The sequence below is a fragment of the Streptomyces sp. SN-593 genome (assembly GCF_016756395.1).
Lineage (GTDB): Bacteria > Actinomycetota > Actinomycetes > Streptomycetales > Streptomycetaceae > Actinacidiphila > Actinacidiphila reveromycinica.
Genome location: NZ_AP018365.1, coordinates 866,644 through 883,633, shown reverse-complemented (window position 1 = coordinate 883,633; position 16,990 = coordinate 866,644). Strand labels below are relative to the sequence as shown.

Below are 16,990 nucleotides of genomic sequence, written 5' to 3'. Positions count from 1 at the left end.
GTGTTCACCGGAATCGTGGAAGAGCTGGGCGAGATCACCGCCGTCGAGGATCTGGGCGACGCCTCCCGCTTCACCGTGAGCGGCCCAGTCGTCACCGAAGGCGCGAAACACGGCGACTCCATCGCCGTCAACGGGGTCTGCCTGACCGTGGTGGACCTGCCCGACGGCGCCTTCACCGCCGACGTGATGGCCGAGACGCTGCGGCGCTCGTCCCTCGGCGCGCTCGCGCCCGGCTCCCGGGTCAACCTGGAGCGGCCGATGGCGCTCGGCAGCCGGCTCGGCGGCCACCTGGTGCAGGGGCACGTGGACGGCACCGGCACGGTGCTGGAGCGCGTGCCGGGCGAGCACTGGGAGATCGTCAAGGTCGCGCTGCCGGCCGAACTCGCCCGCTACGTGGTCGAGAAGGGCTCCATCACCGTGGACGGCATCAGCCTGACCGTGGTCGACGCCGGACCGGACTCCTTCACCGTCAGCCTCATCCCGACCACGCTCGCGCTGACCACGCTGGGCATCAAGCAGCCCGGCGACCCGGTGAACCTCGAAGTGGACGTCATCGCCAAGTACGTCGAGCGGATGCTCGGCGAGGGCGCCGTCCCCGCTCGCGTCGCGGCCGCGGGCAGCACCCCGGCCGCGGGCACCGCCCCGGTCGCGGAAACCGGCGCCGGCGCGCCGCGGGCGGAGGCCGGGCGGTGAGCGTCGTGCACTGGCTGAACAGCGAGGCGTTCACCGCCTTCGACCAGCACGTGGTGTGGTCCGACATGATCGGCAACCTGCTGGGCCTGGCCGCGCTCGCGCTCGGCTGGCGGCGGGCGATGCTGACCTGGCCGGTCCAACTGCTGTCGGGCGTGGTGCTGGTGGCCGCGTTCTGGGGCGCGCACCTCGGCGGCGGGGTCGGCAAGCAGCTCGTGGTGATCACCGTCGCCGTGTGGGGCTGGTACCAGTGGCGGCGCGGCAGCGGCGGCGGCTCCGGCCGGCTGGCCATCCGCTTCGCCACCTGGCGCGAGCGGGCCGTGCTGGTGGTCGCCACCGGGCTGGGCACCGTGGCGGTCGCCTCGCTCTTCCTCGCCTTCCCGAAGCTGTCGTGGAACCCGTGGCCGGACGCCTACATCTTCGTCGGCACCCTCGCCGCGATGTACGCGCAGGCCCGCGGCTGGGTCGAGTTCTGGTTCGCGTGGCTGGCCGTCGACGTGGTCGGCGTGCCGCTGAACTTCCACAGCGGGCTGCCGTTCTCCGGCCTGGTCTACATCATCTACTTCGTCCTGGTGATCGCCGGGATGTACGCCTGGTGGCAGCAGACACGCCGGACCACCGGCGAACGGGGCGGACCGCAGCCGCGGCAGCCCGTCACCACCGTGGAAGGAGCGAGGGCATGACGGCCATGACCGCACCCCACGACTGCCGGCGCGACCACGGGCAGGACCGGGTCGAGGACCCCGGCACCGGACGGCCCGACGGCCTCACCCTCGACCCGGTGGAGCGGGCCGTCGCCGACATCGCCGCGGGCCGCCCCGTCGTGGTCGTCGACGACGAGGACCGGGAGAACGAGGGCGACCTCGTCGTGGCCGCCGAGCGGATCACCCCGCAGATCGTCGCCTTCATGATGAACGAGTGCCGCGGGCTGATCTGCGTGCCGATGGAGGCCCCGGAGCTGGACCGGCTCGAACTGCCGCAGATGGTGGAGTCCAACACCGAGTCGATGCGCACCGCGTTCACCGTGTCCGTGGACGCGAGCGGGGCGCACGGCGTGACCACCGGGATCTCCGCCGCCGACCGCGCCGCCACCATCCGGCTGCTGGCCGACCCGGCCGCGCGGGCCGGCGACTTCGTCCGGCCCGGCCACGTCTTCCCGCTCGCGGCCCGCCCCGGCGGGGTGCTGGTGCGCGCCGGCCACACCGAGGCGGGGGTGGACCTCGCGCGGCTGGCCGGACTGCGGCCGGCGGCGGCGATCGTGGAGATCGCCCAGGAGGACGGCACCATGGCCCGGCTCCCGGAGCTGGTGCCGTTCGCCCGCAAGCACGGCCTGGCGATCATCTCCATCGAGGCGCTGATCGCCTACCGGCGCGCGGCCGACTCGGCGCCGTCCGAACGGTCCGTGCCGTCCGAACGGTCCGAGCGGGCCGCGGCGGTGGAGCCGACCGCGAAGGTCGCGCCGGGCGGGCGCGCCGCGCCGGCCGAACCGGTCGCGCCGGGCGGGGTGCGCCGCGAGGCCAGCACCCGGCTGCCGACCGCCCACGGCGAGTTCCGCGCGTACGGCTACCGCGGCACCGCCGACGGAGCCGAGCACGTCGCGCTGGTCGCCGGCGACCTCGGCGACGGCACCGACGTGCTGGTCCGGGTGCACTCCGAGTGCCTGACCGGCGACGTCTTCGGCTCGCTGCGCTGCGACTGCGGACCGCAGCTTCAGACCGCGCTGCGCGAGATCGCGGCCGCCGGGCGCGGTGTCGTGCTCTACCTGCGCGGCCACGAGGGCCGCGGCATCGGCCTGATGCCGAAGCTGCGCGCCTACGAGCTCCAGGAGCGCGGTCGGGACACCCTCGACGCCAACCTCGAACTGGGCCTGCCCGCCGACGCGCGTGACTACGCCGCCGCCGCGCACATGCTCACCGACCTCGGGGTGCGCTCGCTGCGGTTGATGACGAACAACCCGGCGAAGTCCGTGGCGCTGGCCGGGTACGGCCTGGACGTGCTCTCCCGCGAGCCGATGCCGGTCGCCGCCGGGGAGCACAACGTCCGGTACCTGCGCACCAAGCGCGACCGGATGGGCCACGAACTGCCGTGGCTGGACGGCACCGTCCCGACGGTGCCCGGCACCGCCCCGGCCGCCCCCGGAACCATTCCCGGCACCACCCCCGGCAACATTCCCGGCAACATTCCCCGCACCGAACGACGCACGACCAGAGGAGACACGTGAGCGGCAAGGGCGCCCCGGAACTGACCGTGAAGAACTGCGGGGACCTGCGGGTCGCCGTCATCGCGGCGCAGTGGCACACCCAGGTGATGGACGGCCTCGTGGACGGCGCGGTCCGCGCGCTGCGCGACCTCGGGATCGAGGAGCCGACCCTGCTGCGGGTGCCGGGCAGCTTCGAACTCCCCGTCGTGGCCAAGGTGCTGGCCGGCCGCGGCTACGACGCGATCGTCGCCCTCGGCGTGATCATCCGCGGTGGCACCCCGCACTTCGAGTACGTCTCGCAGGGCGTCACCAACGGACTCACCCAGGTCGCCGTGGAGACCGGGGTGCCGGTCGGCTTCGGCATCCTCACCTGCGACGACGAGGAGCAGGCACTCGACCGCGCCGGGCTGCCCGGCTCCGCCGAGGACAAGGGCCACGAAGCGGTGACCGCGGCGGTGGCCACCGCGGCGACCCTGCGTTCGGTGTCCGAACCCTGGCGGTGACCAGCATCCGAACTGTGGCGGTGGTCCCCGGCCACTTCCCCGTACGCTAGGGACCACCATGGCTGACAAGACATTCGAGGAGCTGTTCAGCGAGCTCCGGCAGAAGGCCGCCACCGGCGACCCCAGCACCTCCCGCACCGCGGAACTCGTCGGGAAGGGCGTCCACGCGATCGGCAAGAAGGTCGTCGAGGAGGCCGCCGAGGTGTGGATGGCGGCCGAGTACGAAGGACCGGACGCGACCGCCGAGGAGATCTCGCAACTGCTCTACCACGTCCAGGTGATGATGGTGGCGCGCGGGATCTCCCTGGAGGACGTCTACGCCCATCTGTGACCGCGGCTCCACCGACCGCACCGCACCACCTCCGTTCCACCACCGCACCCCGCCGGCCCGGGCCACCGCCGCCGGCAACCCGCACCCCGGCACCCGCACCCCGGCACCGCCACGAGGAAAAGGAACCCGACCCCATGCTCCGCATCGCCGTACCGAACAAGGGCGCACTGTCCGGACCCGCGGCGGCCATGCTCCATGAGGCCGGGTACCGCCAGCGCAAGGAGTCCAAGGAACTCGTCCTCTTCGACAACGTCAACGACGTCGAGTTCTTCTACCTGCGCCCGCGCGACATCGCGATCTACGTCAGCTCCGGCCGGCTCGACATCGGCATCACCGGCCGCGACCTGCTGCTGGACTCCGGGGCGAGCGCCGAGGAGATCCTGCAACTCGGCTTCGCGCGATCGACCTTCCGGTACGCCGCCGCGCCCGGCACCGCCACCGGCGTGGCCGACCTGGCCGGACTGACCGTCGCCACCTCCTACGAGGGCGTGGTCGGCAAGCACCTGGCCGACAGCGGCGTGTCCGCGTCCGTCGTGCACCTCGACGGCGCCGTGGAGACCGCGATCCAACTCGGCGTCGCCCAGGTCATCGCCGACGTGGTGGAGACCGGCACCTCGCTGCGCAACGCCGGGCTGGAGGCGTTCGGCGAGCCGATCATGGAGTCGGAGGCGGTCGTCATCCGCCGCACCGGCGCCGACGCCGACGACGTCGAGGTGCGGAAGTTCCTGCGCCGCCTGCAGGGCGTCCTGGTCGCCCGGCGGTACGTCATGATGGACTACGACATCCGCGTCGAGCAGGTCGAGAAGGCCGTCGCGCTCACCCCCGGCCTGGAGTCGCCGACCGTCTCCCCGCTGCACCACGAGGGCTGGGTCGCGGTCCGCGCGATGGTCCCGACCGCCGAGGCCCAGATCATCATGGACCAGCTCTACGACCTGGGCGCCCGCGCGATCCTGACCACCGGCATCCACGCCGCCCGGCTGTGACGGTGCCCGCCGGCCCGGCGGAGCACCCCGCTGCCGCCGCCGCGCGGTCCGACCTGCCGGTCACCTTCCGGCCGGTCCTCACCCGCGTCGTGCTGCTCACGCTCGCGGTGGCGATCGTGGTGGTGCTCACCGCCGTCGCCGTGCTGATGCCCCGTGACGGCGCCTCGCCCTGGAGTACCGCCGAGCGTGCCACCGTGGTCGTCACGGCGGTGCTGATCGGCGCGGGCCTGACGCTGCTGAGCCGGCCGAAGGCCGTCGCCGACGCCGGCGGGCTCACGGTGGTGAACCTCACGGTGCGGCGGCGCCTGGCCTGGGCCGAGGTGCTCGGGGTCAACCTCGGCCACGGCGACGCCTGGGTCCGGCTCGACCTCGCCGACGGCACCACACTGGCGGTGATGGGCATCCAGCCCGGCATCGCCCGCGCGCAGGCGGTGCGGGACGCCCGCCGGCTGCGCGAGCTGGTCGCGGCCCTGGGCGAGGCCCCTCCCCGCGAGGACGGCCACCTCTAGGCAGCGCGTCCCCGCGTGAACGGCCGCCGCCGGGACGCGCTCGCCGCCTCGTGGGCACCGTCACTTCGCGGGCGGGCCCGCAGTGACTACCCTGGATGCCCAAGCGCGCCCACCGCGCGCACCCCACCCCGGCGCAGCCCCGCGCAGCGCCCACCCGAGGAGTGACACTCACACCCCGATGGACGAACCGTCCGGTAGTACCTGCGCCGCCCCTCCCGCCCGGAAAGACGACCGGAAACGCGGGGCGGCGGCCTCATGAGCACCTCGTTGCTGCCGCTCGCGGCGGCCTTCGTCCTGATCCTGGCCAACGGCTTCTTCGTCGCCGCCGAGTTCGGGCTGGTCACGGTGGAGCGCCCCGCCGCCGAGCGGGCCGCGGCCGAAGGCGACCGCAGGGCCCGCAGCGTGGTCGCCGCTCTGCGGAAGCTCTCCTTCCAGCTCTCGGGCACCCAGCTCGGCATCACCATCACCTCGCTGGTCGTCGGCATGCTCGCCGAGCCCGCGCTCGGCGCCCTGCTGGAGGACCCGCTGCACGCCGCCGGCCTGCCGGAGGGCGTCGCCCCCGGCGTCGCCGTGGTGATCGGCATGATGGTCGCCTCCGGCGTGCAGATGGTGATCGGCGAACTCGTACCGAAGAACTGGGCGGTCTCGCGTCCGCTGGCCGTCGCGCGGGTGGTGGCCGGCCCGCAGCGCGCCTTCTCCCGCGCCTTCCGCCCGGTGATCGAACTGCTCAACCGCGCCGCGAACCGCCTGGTGCGGATGCTCGGCGTGGAGCCCACCGACGAGTTGGACTCCGCCCGCACCCCGGGCGAGCTGGTCTCGCTGGCCCGGCACTCCGCGCTCGCCGGCGCGCTGGAGCCGGACACCGCCGACCTGTTCGTCCGCACCCTGTCGCTCGGCGACCTCACCGCGGAGAACGTCATGACGCCCCGGGTCCGGGTCAGCGCCCTGGAGGACACCGCGACCGCCGCCGACGTCCTCAACCTCACCCGCGCCACCGGCCTGTCCCGGTTCCCCGTCTACCGGGAGCGCCTGGACGACACCACCGGCATGGTCCACCTCAAGGACGCGCTCGCGGTTCCCGCCGCCGTGCGCGGGCGCACACCGGTCTCCCGGATCGCCGTCGCCCCGCTGCTGGTCCCCGAGACGCTGCCGGTCCAGCACCTGCTGGAACTGCTGCGCAACCAGCAGCCGATCGCGGTCGTGGTCGACGAGTACGGCGGCACCGCCGGCGTGGTCACCCTGGAGGACATCGTCGAGGAGCTGGTCGGCGAGGTCCGCGACGAGCACGACAGCGTCGACCTGCCCGACCTCGCCCAGGCGCCGGCCGAGGACGGGCGCCCCGCGTGGACCGCGGACGGCGGCTGCCGGATCGACACCCTCGCCCGGATCGGCCTCGCCGCGCCCGAGGGCCCCTACGAGACCGTCGCCGGGCTGGTGGCCGACCTGCTCGGCCGCATCCCCGAGGTCGGCGACACCGCCGAGCTGCCCGGCTGGCTGCTGCGCGTGGAGGAGGTCGGCCACCACCGCGCCGAGCGCGTCGGGATCGTGCGGACGACCGCGCCGGACGACCCGGGCGCCGTGCCCGGCGACGGGACGGACGGCAGGGGCGGGCACCGCCCGGCCGCGGTGACCGTCGCGGGCCCCGAGGGGAGTGACCGGTGATGAGCCTCCTCCAACTCCTCTTCGCGGTCCTGCTCGTGCTCGGCAACGGCTTCTTCGTCGCCGCCGAGTTCGCGCTCGTCTCCGTGCGCCGCAGCCAGATCGAGCAGCACGCGGCCGAGCAGCGCTCCGCCCGTACCGTGCTGTACGGGCTGGAGCACCTGCCCCAGATGATGGCCGCCGCGCAGTTCGGGGTCACCGTCTGCTCGCTGACGCTCGGCGCGGTCGCCGAACCGACCGTCGCCCGTCTGCTGGAGCCGGCCTTCTCCGCCGCCCACGTCCCGCACGGCCTGGTGCACCCCGTCGGATACGTGCTGGCGCTGGCGATCGTGGTCTTCCTGCACCTGGTGATCGGCGAGATGGTGCCGAAGAACCTGGCGATGTCCGACCCGGAGAAGGCCGCGCTGCGGCTCGCCCCGGGGCTGGTCGGCTTCGCCCGGGTGTTCCGGCCGGTGACCGCGGTGCTCGGCGCGTGCGCCCGGCTGATCCTGCGGGTCTTCCGCGTCGAGCCGAAGGACGAGGTCGACGCGGTCTTCACCCGCGCGGAGCTGACCGTGCTGGTGGAGGACGCCCGCGCGGCCGGGCTGCTCGACTCCGACGAGCAGGAACGGCTGGAGGACGCCCTGGAACTGGGCACCCGCACCGTCACCGAGGTCCTGCTCACCCCCGACGAGCTGGTCACGCTCGGCCCGGCGGCGACCGCCCGCGAGATCGAGGCGCTGACGGTGCGGACCGGCTACTCCCGCTTCCCGGTCGCCGCCGACGCGACCGCGGGCTCCGGCTACCTGGGCTACCTGCACGTCAAGGACATCCTCGACGTGGAGGACCCGGACCAGTCGGTGCCGCAGCGGCTCTGGCGCCCGATGACCACGCTGCGCGCCGACCTGCCGCTCGACGACGCGCTCACCGCCATGCGCCGCGCCGCCACCCACCTCGCGTCCGTCACCGACGGGCAGGGCCGGGTACTCGGCCTGGTCGCCCTGGAGGACGTGCTGGAGATGCTCGTCGGCGAGGTCAGGGACCCCGCGCACCGGGCGGCCGCGCGCAAGAGCGGCACCGCGGGCGCCGCGCAGGTGCCGGGGCCGGCCCAGGCCGGCGGCGCGACGGGCGAACTGGTCCGCTGACGGCCGGAAGCCGGAAGCCGGAGGCCGGATGGCGGAAGCCGGAAGCCGGAAGCCGGATGGCGGGGTGCCGGGGTGCCGACCCGGCCTCCGGCCCGCGGGTCCCAGCTCCCGGCCGCTTGTCCCCGGCCGCCGGGCCGGTGGCCGCTTGTCCCCGGCCGCCGGGCCGGTGCTACTCCGCCGGCTCGGCGGGCGGCGGGGTGCCGGGGCCCCGCCCGGAGAGCACCTCGCCGTACGCCTGCATGAGGTCCGGCAGCCGGAGCGTGGCCAGTTCGTCGCGGCCGGGCGTCGACGGGTACTCCGACAGCCGCAGGTCGCGGTAGGCGCAGCTCTTCTCGTACAGGGTGCGCAGCAGCCGGCCGTTGCCCAGCTCGTCGACCCACCCCTGGTCCACGACGTGCCCGTTGATCGCGGCGAGCTCGTCCAGCGCCTCGTCGTCCCAGCGGTCGCCGTTCTCGCCGGCGAGCACCTCGCCGATCCGGGTCAGCTCCTGGGGGCGGTAACTGGGGAAGTCCACCCGGGTGGTGAAGCGCGAGCCGAGGCCGGGGTTCACCGCCAGCAGCCGGTCCATGCCCTCGGGGTAGCCCGCCAGGATGACCACCAGCCGGTCGCGGTTGTCCTCGGCCCGCTTCAGCAGCACCTGGAGCGCCTCGTCGCCGTAGGCGTCGCCCTTGCTGTAGCCGGAGTTGGACAGGGCGTACGCCTCGTCCACGAAGAGCACGCCGCCGAGTGCGGAGTCGATCAGCTCGTTCGCCTTCACCGCGGTCTGACCGAGGAACTCGCCGACCAGGTCGGAGCGTTGGGCTTCCACCAGGTGGTCGCCGCCGAGCAGGCCGAGGGCGTAGAAGACCCGGCCCAGGATGCGGGCGACGGTGGTCTTGCCGGTGCCCGACGGGCCGGAGAAGACGAAGTGGCGTTTCGGCGGTTGCACCGGCAGGCCCTGTCCGGCCCGCAGCCGGGCCATCCGCAACTGGGCCGACAGCGCGCGCACCTGGCGCTTGACCGGCTCCAGCCCGACCATCCGGTCCAGCTCGGCGAGCGCCTCGGCGAGCAGCACCGGGTCCGAACCGCCGAGCGGCAGTCCGGCCGGGCCCGCGGCGCCGACCGGGCCGGGCAGCGTGGCGGCGCGGTCGCGCACGGCGTCGCCCAGCGGCCCGGCGATCAGCAGCGACTCGTCCAACTCGGCCTCGGTGTCCGGGCCGGGGCCGGCGGCCGCCGACGGGTCGGGCGGGAAGTCGACGGGGTAGCCGGTCTCGGGGTCGCCGCCCTCGGGCACCGCCTGGCCGCTGCCCCCGGCCAGCGACACCGCGGCCAGGCCCGCGCCCTCGTCGAGGCCGTCGTCCGACTCGTGGATGGCGGCGAGCCGGGCGGAGGTGTCCATGAAGGCCGGGTCCACCCGGTGCACGGCGCGGTAGAGCGGCACCGCGGCGGCGCTGCGGCCGGTGCCCTCGTAGGCGCGGGCGAGCCAGTAGCGCAGTTCCTTGCGCTGCGGCTGCTCGCTGCGGCACCGCATCAGCGCGGCGGACAGCAGCGGTTCGGCCTGGCCGCACATCTCCAGCCGGACCCGGGCCATCCCGCCGAACAGCCCGGCCTCGATGCCGAGGACGGGATCGCCGAGCAGCGGTTCGGTGTGCCGGACCAGCCGCTCCCAGTCCTTGACCAGGTAGGCGCGGCAGGCGTGCAGGAAGCGCACCTGCGGATCGGTGTCGACCGGCGGGCAGTCGGCCAACGCCCGGTCGAGCTCGGCGACATGGCGGCCGTCCAGCCAGTGCGAGGCGTGCGCGAGCTGGAGGTCGCGGCTGGTCTCCAGCACCGGCTGCACCCACCAGCCCAGCCAGTACCAGGAGTTGAGGGTGCGTCGGTGGGCGGCGCGCTGCTCGCCGAAGCGGTCGCGGTGCCGGTACATCTGGAGCAGCGCGATGGAGGTGTCGGCGCGCAGCGCGTGCAGGCCCAGCCACGCGTCGGCCATCCCCGGGTCCGTCCGGACCGCGGACCTGAACTCCTCCTCGGCCTGCACGTACGCGCCCATGGTGTACGCCTCCACCCCGCGCAACCAGGCCAGATCGGCCGGCGCGCCCGGGCGGTCGGTGCCGAAGTCCATCAAGTCCCCACCACTCCGTCCCCCCGCCTCGCGGACATGCACTCCCAACCCGTGGCCAACGGGCGTGAGTTGAGCAGACTGCGATACCCCCCAGGCACCGCACCGACCCCTTCGCGCATCGTACCCGCGATGGTCCGATCACCGTAGGGCGCGCAGGCAAGCCGGACGGGAGCGCGCGGCGTGCGGGGGAGGGCGTGCGGAGGCGCCAGTCCGTCACGGTAGGTAAGGGGCGCGGCGGGCCGCGCGGCGCGGCCGACGGCGCCGAGGGCAGGACGGAGCCCCCGATCACGGGGGAACAATCGGGGGCTCCGCGCCTGCTGAGCGGCCGCTCAGAGCCGCTGGTTGAAAACGTAATCTCTGGAGACCCGGCCGGTCAAGCGATCACGGACGCCTGTTCGTGGCGGGAACGCGCGTGATCACCGAGCGATTCCGATCGCCTCCCGACCGCATTCGACCGGACGGTTCCGGTCGCGCCGAGCCGCAGCAGGACGGCACCGGATGATCACCTTCCGTGACGATCCGTGGGTCCCGGGAGCGCGCGGGCGGCCGGTCCCGGGGCGAACCGGTAGCCGCCGTCGCGGCCCCGGTCCTGGTGGACCAGCAGGTCGGCGTGCGGGCGGGTGGGGTCGGCGGCGAAGTGCGCGTCCTCCGCGGCGGTCCAGCCGGTCCAGAAACGGGTCAACTCCGGTCCGTCCCGGCGCAGTCCGCGCCGGTGCGCCTCGGCCGGCCCGACCTCCAGCCACAGCGTCAGCGTCAGGTGCGGCCGCAGTGCGGCCCGGCCGGTGCCGACCCCTTCCAGCAGCAGGTACGGGGACGCGGCCACGGCGCGCTCGCCCGCGAAGCGCCGCGCGTGCCAGTCGTAGACCTCGTGCACGCCGTCGCGGCCGGCGCGCAGCGGCGCGAGCACCTGCGCGGCCAGCCGGTCCGTCCATCCGAACGGCTCCTCGTGGGTGGCCAGGTCGTCCGTGTGCACGACCGGGCAACCGTCCAAGGCCGCCGCCAGCCGCCCGGCGAGCGTCGTCTTCCCGGCGCCCGCGTGGCCGTCCACCGCGATCACCCTGGTCGCGCCGCACGACGGTGCGAGCCCTTGCATGCCTGCGGCCATCTCCGCCAACGTCATCTCCGCCACCCCGCGACCATACGGGGCGAGCGCCCCCGGGGCGCCGGTGGCCGCGCCGTCCGCCGGCGCGCCGGGGCCGGCCGCCCCGTCCGGTCCGCGGGCGCCGGCGCGCCACGCGCGGGCGGCTCGGGTCCGCCGGCGGCTCGCAGCGGCGGCTCGCCGCGGCCCGCGGCCCCTCCCGACCGCGGGCGCGCCACGCGCGGGCCGGCCGCGGGCAATTCCGCGCGCCGCCCCGGGGACGCCGTTACCGTGGGGCCGTGAGCGAATCCACTGGCAAGGCCGGCGCGGCTAAACTGTTCCCGCCGGAGCGACTGGACCGGGCCCGGCGGGCCGCCGAGGACGCGGGGCTCGACGCGCTGCTCGTCTCCCCGGGCGCGGACCTGCGCTACCTGACCGGCTATCAGGCGCTGCCGCTGGAGCGGCTGACCTGCCTGGTGGTGCCCGCGGAGGGCGACCCGTTCCTGGTGGTGCCCGCGCTGGAGAAGGCCGCCGCCGAGGCGTCCCCGGCCGGCTCGCTGGGCGTGGAGATCGTGGGCTTCGCCGAGACGGACGACGCGTACGCGATGATCGCCCGCCGGCTCCCGCCGCACGTCGCCCGCTTCGCGGTCGACAACCACATGTGGGCCGAGAAGCTGCTCGCCTTCCAGGACGCGCTGCCCACCGCGCAGGCGGGCCTGGCCGGTGACGTGCTGTCGGTGCTGCGGATGCGCAAGAGTCCCGCGGAGGTGGAGGCGCTGCGCCGGGCGGGTGCCGCGATCGACCGGGTGCACCGCAGGATCGGCGAGTGGCTGCGGCCCGGCCGCACCGAGCGCGAGATCGCCGGGGACATCGCCGACGCGATCATCGCGGCCGGCCACGCGACCGTGGACTTCGTCATCGTCGGCTCCGGTCCCAACGGCGCCAGCCCGCACCACGAGGTCTCCGACCGGGTGGTGAAGGCCGGCGACCCGGTCGTGGTGGACATCGGCGGCACCACCGCGGAGGGCTACTGCTCCGACTCCACCCGCACCTACGCGGTGGGCGAGCCCCCCGCGGAGTTCCGGGAGCTGTACGAGGTGCTGCTCGCCGCGCAGACCGCGCAGACGCGGGCGGTCCGCCCCGGGGTCACCGCGGAGCAGTTGGACGCGGTGGGCCGGGACCGGATCGCCGCGGCCGGGTACGGCGACCACTTCATCCACCGCACCGGCCACGGCATCGGCCTGGAGACGCACGAGGAGCCGTACATCGTCGCGGGCAGCGCGCGGCCGCTGGAGCCGGGGATGGCGTTCTCGATCGAGCCGGGGATCTACCTGCCCGGCCGGTTCGGCGCGCGCATCGAGGACATCGCGGTGTGCACCGAGGACGGCGGGGAGCGGCTCAACCTGACCGGGCGTGACCTGGTCGTTCTTCCCGGGTGACCGTCAGTGGTATAGGCCAATAATGATCCGTCCGGGAACACGTCAACCCTGGTGGACGGCCCGTCCAGCGACGATAGTGGTCGGCACCCGCCGTGCCCCAGCAGGGCCCGGACGGGCCATCTCCCGTTCACGTCGAGGGGAACCGAGGTACCACCCACATGACCAGTAACGCGCCCCGGCGTGCCGTGCTGACCGCCGCGCTCGCCGCCGCGGCCGCCGTCGCCGCCTCGAACGCGCAGACCGCCTCCGCAGCGCCGGCCGCCGCCGGCACCGGGACCCCCGCCGGGCGGCCCGCGCAGGGCGGCGGCAAGGGCGCCGCCGCTGCCGACCCCGCGCCGGTCGACTACCACGGCTGGAGCACCTACCCCGACTGGCTGTTCGGCGAGCACCAGGGCACCCTGCCGGTGCCCGGCTCCCGCCCCGGGGTGCGCATCGTCCGCCCGGCCGGCACCACGGACTACACCGACCCGCACACCGGCACGACCGCCTCCTACGAGTACGCCTCCTGGACCTCGCCGGTGCGCAGGCTCCCGCACCCGGCCACCGAACTGGTCTCCTCCTGGAACGCGCACACCCCCGCGGGCACCTGGCTCCAGGTCGAGCTGCTGGGCACGTACACCGACGGCACCGCCGCCCCCGCCTACGTGATGGGCCGCTGGACCTCCGGCGACGGCGACGAGGACATCCGCCGCACCTCCGTGGACGGCCAGGGCGACGACACCAGCAGCATCTACACCGACACGTTCGCGATCGACGACGCGAGCGCGGGCAGGCTGCTGGCCTCGTACCGGTTGCGGGTCACCCTCTACCGCAAGCCCGGCAGCGGCGACACGCCCACGGTGTGGCGGGTGGGCGCGTTCGCCTCGAACATCCCGGACCGCTACACCGTGCCGGCGTCGGTGCCGGGTCTGAAGGGCGCCGTCGAACTGCCGGTGCCGCGCTACTCCCAGGACATCCACAAGGGCCAGTACCCGCAGTACGACAACGGCGGCGAGGCGTGGTGCAGCCCCACCTCCTCCACCATGGTCATCGAGTACTGGGGGCGCGGCCCGAGCGCCGCGGACCTGTCCTGGGTGGACCCCTCCTACGCCGACCCGCAGGTCGACCAGGGCGCCCGCTACACGTACGACTACCAGTACGAGGGCTGCGGCAACTGGCCGTTCAACGCCGCCTACGCGGCCACCTACCAGGACCTGCAGGGCGTCGTCACCCAACTGCACTCGCTCAACGACATCGAGCGCCTGGTGAAGGCCGGCATCCCGGTCATCACCTCGCAGTCGTTCCTCGCCAGCGAACTGGACGGGGCGAACTACAGCACGTCCGGGCACCTGATGTGCATCGTCGGCTTCACCGCCGAGGGCGACGTGGTCGCCAACGACCCCGCCAGCGCGGACGACGACGCGGTGCGCAACGTCTACAAGCGGGCGCAGTTCGAGACCGTGTGGCTGCGTACGAAGCGGATCACCGCGACCGGCTCGGTGGGCTCCGGCTCCGGCGGTGTGGCCTACCTGTACTTCCCGGTCAAGCCGAGCCCCGGGCAGCGGCGCGCGCTGGAGTCCGTCGGCGTCGTCTGAGTCCGGCGCCGGCCTCCCGGGCCGGCTCCGCGGGCCCCGGCCGCGCGCGTCCCGCGCGCGACCGGGGCCCTTCGGCGTGCCCGCCGAACTGGTAGAGACCAATTTGTGGATTGACCCAAAGGTCTGGACCAACCTATTGACGCGTACGGATCACCGCAGGAACCTGCTGGCACGTTCCCCCACAGGAGGTCCGACGTGAACCGTCTCAAAGCCCTCGGCACGGGAGTGGCCGCCGCGGTCCTGGCCGTCGCCGGGCTGGGCACCGCGGCCGCCCTCGGCGCCGGCGAGGCCAGTGCGACCCCCACGGCCAACGCGCTGAGCAGCAACTGGTACGCCGCCGCGCCCTACTTGATGCCGCTGGACAACAACCCGCCGAGCGCCACGGCGATCATGGACGCCACCGGCCTCAAGGCCTTCCAGCTCGCCTTCATCCTCGCCCCCAACGGCGGCGGGTGCAGCCCGACCTGGGGCGGTACCGCCGCGGTGTCCTCGGACACCTCGGTCGCCAACACCATCTCCGCGATCCGGGCCAAGGGCGGCGACGTGTCCGTCTCGATCGGCGGATACGGCGGCACCAAGCTCGGCCAGGCGTGTTCCGGCGCGGCCGCGACCGCGGCCGCCTACCAGCAGGTCGTCGACAAGTACCAGCTCAAGGCGATCGACTTCGACCTGGAGGAGCCGGAGTACGAGAACACCGCGGCCGTCGCCAACGAACTGGGCGCCGCCCAGATCCTCCAGCGCAACAACCCCGGCATCTACATCTCGGTGACCACCCCGGGCACCGCGGCCGGCACCGGCTGGTTCGGGCAGCAGATGCTCAACGAGGCCAAGACGCTCGGCTTCACCCCGAACAACTTCTCCATCATGCCGTTCGACGGCGGCTTCAACGGCGCCGCCTCCCAGACCGCGGCGCTGACCGCGTTCAACGGCCTGCTCCAGACCACCTTCGGCTGGAGCGCCGCCACCGCCTACGCCCACGAGGGCTTCTCCGGCATGAACGGCCGCAGCGACAGCGGCGAGTACTTCTACCAGGCGGACTTCCAGACCGTGCTGGACTACGCCACCAGCCACGGCATGGGCCGCTTCACCTTCTGGTCGCTCAACCGCGACCTGCAGTGCAACCCGCCGGACAACAACGGCAGCACCTCGGGCTCGTGCAGCTCGGTCCCGCAGAGCTCGTGGGACTTCGCCAAGTACTCGGTGAAGTTCGCCGGCGCGACCCCGCCCACCAACCCGCCGACCTCGCCGCCCACCACGCCGCCCACCACCCCGGCCGGCGGCGACTGCGCCGACGTGGCGGCCTGGAGCGCGTCCGCCGTCTACACCGGTGGCAACGAGGTGTCCTACGGCGGCCACAAGTGGCTCGCCCAGTGGTGGACCACGAACGAGACGCCCGGCACCACCGGTGAGTGGGGCGTCTGGAAGGACGAGGGAGCCTGCTGAGCCGACGGGGACGGCGAGTTCACCCTTCCGCGCACTGATCCGATCATTGCGCTGATCCGATCGCCGTCCACGCGCTAGGGTCGGGCCCGGGGCGCTCTCGCGCCGCGGGCCCTTCCTGCTGGGTGCGCGTCTCCGCAGGTGCGCGTATCCGCATCGGTACATGCCGGTGCTAGCGGAGCAAAACGGACCTCGGGTTCCCGGTGATGTGCTTCACTCCGAACACGTGATCAGTAACCTCGGTCGAGCATCCGGGAGTCTGCTCGATCCGGTCCCGCCCGCCTGCCGCGTCCGCACCTCCCCCGACCTGGAGACACCGACCGTGACCGACCGACCGTCCTGGGCCCCGCAGGGGATCGACATCACCGTGCCGAGCGTCTCCAGGATCTACGACTACTTCCTGGGCGGCTCGCACAACTTCGAGGTCGACCGGGAGGCGGCCCGGACCGCGTTGAAGGCGCTGCCGGGCATGCCGAAGATCGGCCAGGCCAACCGGGCCGTGATGCGCCGCGCGGTCAACTTCGCGCTGGAGCGCGGCATCACGCAGTTCCTGGACATCGGCTCGGGCATACCCACCTTCGGCAACGTGCACGAGGTCGCCCAGGAGGCGCACCCCGGCGCCCGCGTGGTCTACGTGGACAACGACCCGGTCGCCGTCACCCACAGCCGCGCCGTGCTGGCGGGCAACCCGGACGCCGCGATCGCCGCGGCCGACCTGCGCGACCCGCGCTCGGTGCTGGAGGCACCGGAGGTCCGGCGGCTGCTCGACCTGGACCGGCCGGTCGCGCTGATGCTCGTCGCGGTGGTGCACTTCCTGTCCGAGGCCGACCGCCCGGGCGAGATCATCGGCACCCTGCGGGACGCCCTCGCCCCCGGCAGCGTCATGGTCATCACGCACTCCACCCCGGCGAGCAAGGCCGACCAGTCCGACGCGCAGCGCGACGTGGTGACGGTCTACCAGCGCACCGCCAGCCGCCTGGTGCACCGTACGGTCGACGAACTGCGGCCGCTGTTCGACGGGTTCGAGATCGTGGAGCCGGGCATCGTGCCGCTGCCCTACTGGCGCCCCAACACCCCGCCGGCCGAGGACGACGACCCGGTGGTACTGCTCGGGCTCGCCGGTGTGGGGTTGAAGGCGTGACCCCCGGGGCGGCCGCGGCCGGTGACGCGGCGTGGCATGCCGGCACCCGGCCGACCCCCGGGCCGGCAACCGGGCCGGCCACCAGGCCGGCGGGCGGACACCCGGCCGTTGCGGCCGCCGCCCCCGTACTCGCCGCCGTCGCCGACCCGGCGACCGGTGACGGCGGTGCCGGCGACGGCCGGCCGGTCGGTACCGGCGCCGGCGCGCGGACCCCTGACGGG

Annotated in this window: 15 protein-coding genes; 13 read left to right on the top strand and 2 right to left on the bottom strand. The window is 74.1% G+C overall.

What is annotated here, in order from left to right:
• The 9 genes from RVR_RS03665 to RVR_RS03625 all read left to right on the top strand — a co-directional run bounded on the left by RVR_RS03665 (window position 1) and on the right by RVR_RS03625 (window position 7,999).
• Window positions 1-693, top strand: coding sequence for a riboflavin synthase (locus RVR_RS03665; RefSeq protein ID WP_202232461.1), 693 nt, complete (start codon window positions 1-3; stop codon window positions 691-693).
• On the top strand, window positions 690-1,373 hold the full coding sequence (gene pnuC, locus RVR_RS03660) for a nicotinamide riboside transporter PnuC (RefSeq protein ID WP_202232460.1): 684 nt from the start codon (window positions 690-692) through the stop codon (window positions 1,371-1,373). Before RVR_RS03665 ends, pnuC begins: the two co-directional genes overlap by 4 nt.
• Window positions 1,374-1,378: 5 nt before the next feature.
• Window positions 1,379-2,911: a GTP cyclohydrolase II gene (gene ribA / locus RVR_RS03655; protein ID WP_202238361.1), complete on the top strand. Its 1,533-nt coding sequence runs from the start codon at window positions 1,379-1,381 to the stop codon at window positions 2,909-2,911.
• Window positions 2,908-3,393 (top strand): 6,7-dimethyl-8-ribityllumazine synthase, encoded by a 486-nt coding sequence (gene ribH / locus RVR_RS03650; RefSeq protein WP_202232459.1) that lies wholly within the window; start codon window positions 2,908-2,910, stop codon window positions 3,391-3,393. Before ribA ends, ribH begins: the two co-directional genes overlap by 4 nt.
• Before the next feature lie 58 nt (window positions 3,394-3,451).
• A complete protein-coding gene (locus RVR_RS03645; RefSeq protein ID WP_103887687.1) occupies window positions 3,452-3,724 on the top strand; it encodes a phosphoribosyl-ATP diphosphatase in 273 nt (90 codons plus the stop codon).
• 134 nt (window positions 3,725-3,858) lie between these two features.
• Window positions 3,859-4,707 carry an ATP phosphoribosyltransferase gene (gene hisG / locus RVR_RS03640; protein ID WP_202232458.1) on the top strand — a complete coding sequence of 283 codons (849 nt, stop codon included), beginning with the start codon at window positions 3,859-3,861 and terminating at the stop codon, window positions 4,705-4,707.
• Window positions 4,704-5,216 (top strand): PH domain-containing protein, encoded by a 513-nt coding sequence (locus tag RVR_RS03635; protein ID WP_237404548.1) that lies wholly within the window; start codon window positions 4,704-4,706, stop codon window positions 5,214-5,216. The genes hisG and RVR_RS03635 overlap by 4 nt, the downstream gene beginning before the upstream one ends.
• Before the next feature lie 255 nt (window positions 5,217-5,471).
• On the top strand, window positions 5,472-6,878 hold the full coding sequence (locus RVR_RS03630) for a hemolysin family protein (protein WP_202232457.1): 1,407 nt from the start codon (window positions 5,472-5,474) through the stop codon (window positions 6,876-6,878).
• The gene (locus tag RVR_RS03625; protein WP_202232456.1) at window positions 6,878-7,999 is read left to right on the top strand and encodes a hemolysin family protein; all 1,122 of its coding nucleotides are present in this window, start codon (window positions 6,878-6,880) and stop codon (window positions 7,997-7,999) included. The genes RVR_RS03630 and RVR_RS03625 overlap by 1 nt, the downstream gene beginning before the upstream one ends.
• Before the next feature lie 169 nt (window positions 8,000-8,168).
• Here RVR_RS03625 and RVR_RS03620 read toward each other — a convergent pair whose 3' ends face one another.
• Together RVR_RS03620 and RVR_RS03615 are read right to left on the bottom strand one after the other, a co-directional pair.
• Window positions 8,169-10,097, bottom strand: coding sequence for an AAA family ATPase (locus RVR_RS03620; RefSeq protein ID WP_202232455.1), 1,929 nt, complete (start codon window positions 10,095-10,097; stop codon window positions 8,169-8,171).
• Between the two features lie 502 nt (window positions 10,098-10,599).
• Window positions 10,600-11,217, bottom strand: a complete 618-nt coding sequence (locus RVR_RS03615) for a uridine kinase family protein (RefSeq protein WP_237405225.1) — start codon at window positions 11,215-11,217, stop codon at window positions 10,600-10,602.
• A gap of 257 nt (window positions 11,218-11,474) precedes the next feature.
• On the opposite strand from RVR_RS03615, the gene RVR_RS03610 reads away from it, so the two are divergent.
• The 4 genes from RVR_RS03610 to RVR_RS03595 all read left to right on the top strand — a co-directional run bounded on the left by RVR_RS03610 (window position 11,475) and on the right by RVR_RS03595 (window position 16,769).
• Complete coding sequence (locus tag RVR_RS03610) at window positions 11,475-12,614, top strand: M24 family metallopeptidase (protein ID WP_202232454.1); 1,140 nt, start codon at window positions 11,475-11,477, stop codon at window positions 12,612-12,614.
• A 158-nt stretch (window positions 12,615-12,772) separates the two neighbouring features.
• The gene (locus RVR_RS03605; RefSeq protein WP_202232453.1) at window positions 12,773-14,188 is read left to right on the top strand and encodes a C39 family peptidase; all 1,416 of its coding nucleotides are present in this window, start codon (window positions 12,773-12,775) and stop codon (window positions 14,186-14,188) included.
• Between the two features lie 195 nt (window positions 14,189-14,383).
• On the top strand, window positions 14,384-15,631 hold the full coding sequence (locus tag RVR_RS03600; RefSeq protein WP_202232452.1) for a carbohydrate-binding protein: 1,248 nt from the start codon (window positions 14,384-14,386) through the stop codon (window positions 15,629-15,631).
• Window positions 15,632-15,950: 319 nt separating this feature from the next.
• Window positions 15,951-16,769, top strand: a complete 819-nt coding sequence (locus RVR_RS03595; RefSeq protein ID WP_237405224.1) for an SAM-dependent methyltransferase — start codon at window positions 15,951-15,953, stop codon at window positions 16,767-16,769.
• The last annotated feature ends 221 nt before the right edge of the window (window positions 16,770-16,990 follow it).

What these genes read in the sequence shown, in the direction of transcription:
- ribA (WP_202238361.1), top strand. Translation starts at nt 1,379, where the DNA reads ATGACCGCACCCCACGACTGCCGGCGCGACCACGGGCAGGACCGGGTC.
- RVR_RS03645 (WP_103887687.1), top strand. Translation starts at nt 3,452, where the DNA reads ATGGCTGACAAGACATTCGAGGAGCTGTTCAGCGAGCTCCGGCAGAAG.
- hisG (WP_202232458.1), top strand. Translation starts at nt 3,859, where the DNA reads ATGCTCCGCATCGCCGTACCGAACAAGGGCGCACTGTCCGGACCCGCG.
- RVR_RS03630 (WP_202232457.1), top strand. Translation starts at nt 5,472, where the DNA reads ATGAGCACCTCGTTGCTGCCGCTCGCGGCGGCCTTCGTCCTGATCCTG.
- RVR_RS03625 (WP_202232456.1), top strand. Translation starts at nt 6,878, where the DNA reads ATGAGCCTCCTCCAACTCCTCTTCGCGGTCCTGCTCGTGCTCGGCAAC.
- RVR_RS03620 (WP_202232455.1), bottom strand. Translation starts at nt 10,097, where the DNA reads ATGGACTTCGGCACCGACCGCCCGGGCGCGCCGGCCGATCTGGCCTGG.
- RVR_RS03615 (WP_237405225.1), bottom strand. Translation starts at nt 11,217, where the DNA reads ATGACGTTGGCGGAGATGGCCGCAGGCATGCAAGGGCTCGCACCGTCG.
- RVR_RS03605 (WP_202232453.1), top strand. Translation starts at nt 12,773, where the DNA reads ATGACCAGTAACGCGCCCCGGCGTGCCGTGCTGACCGCCGCGCTCGCC.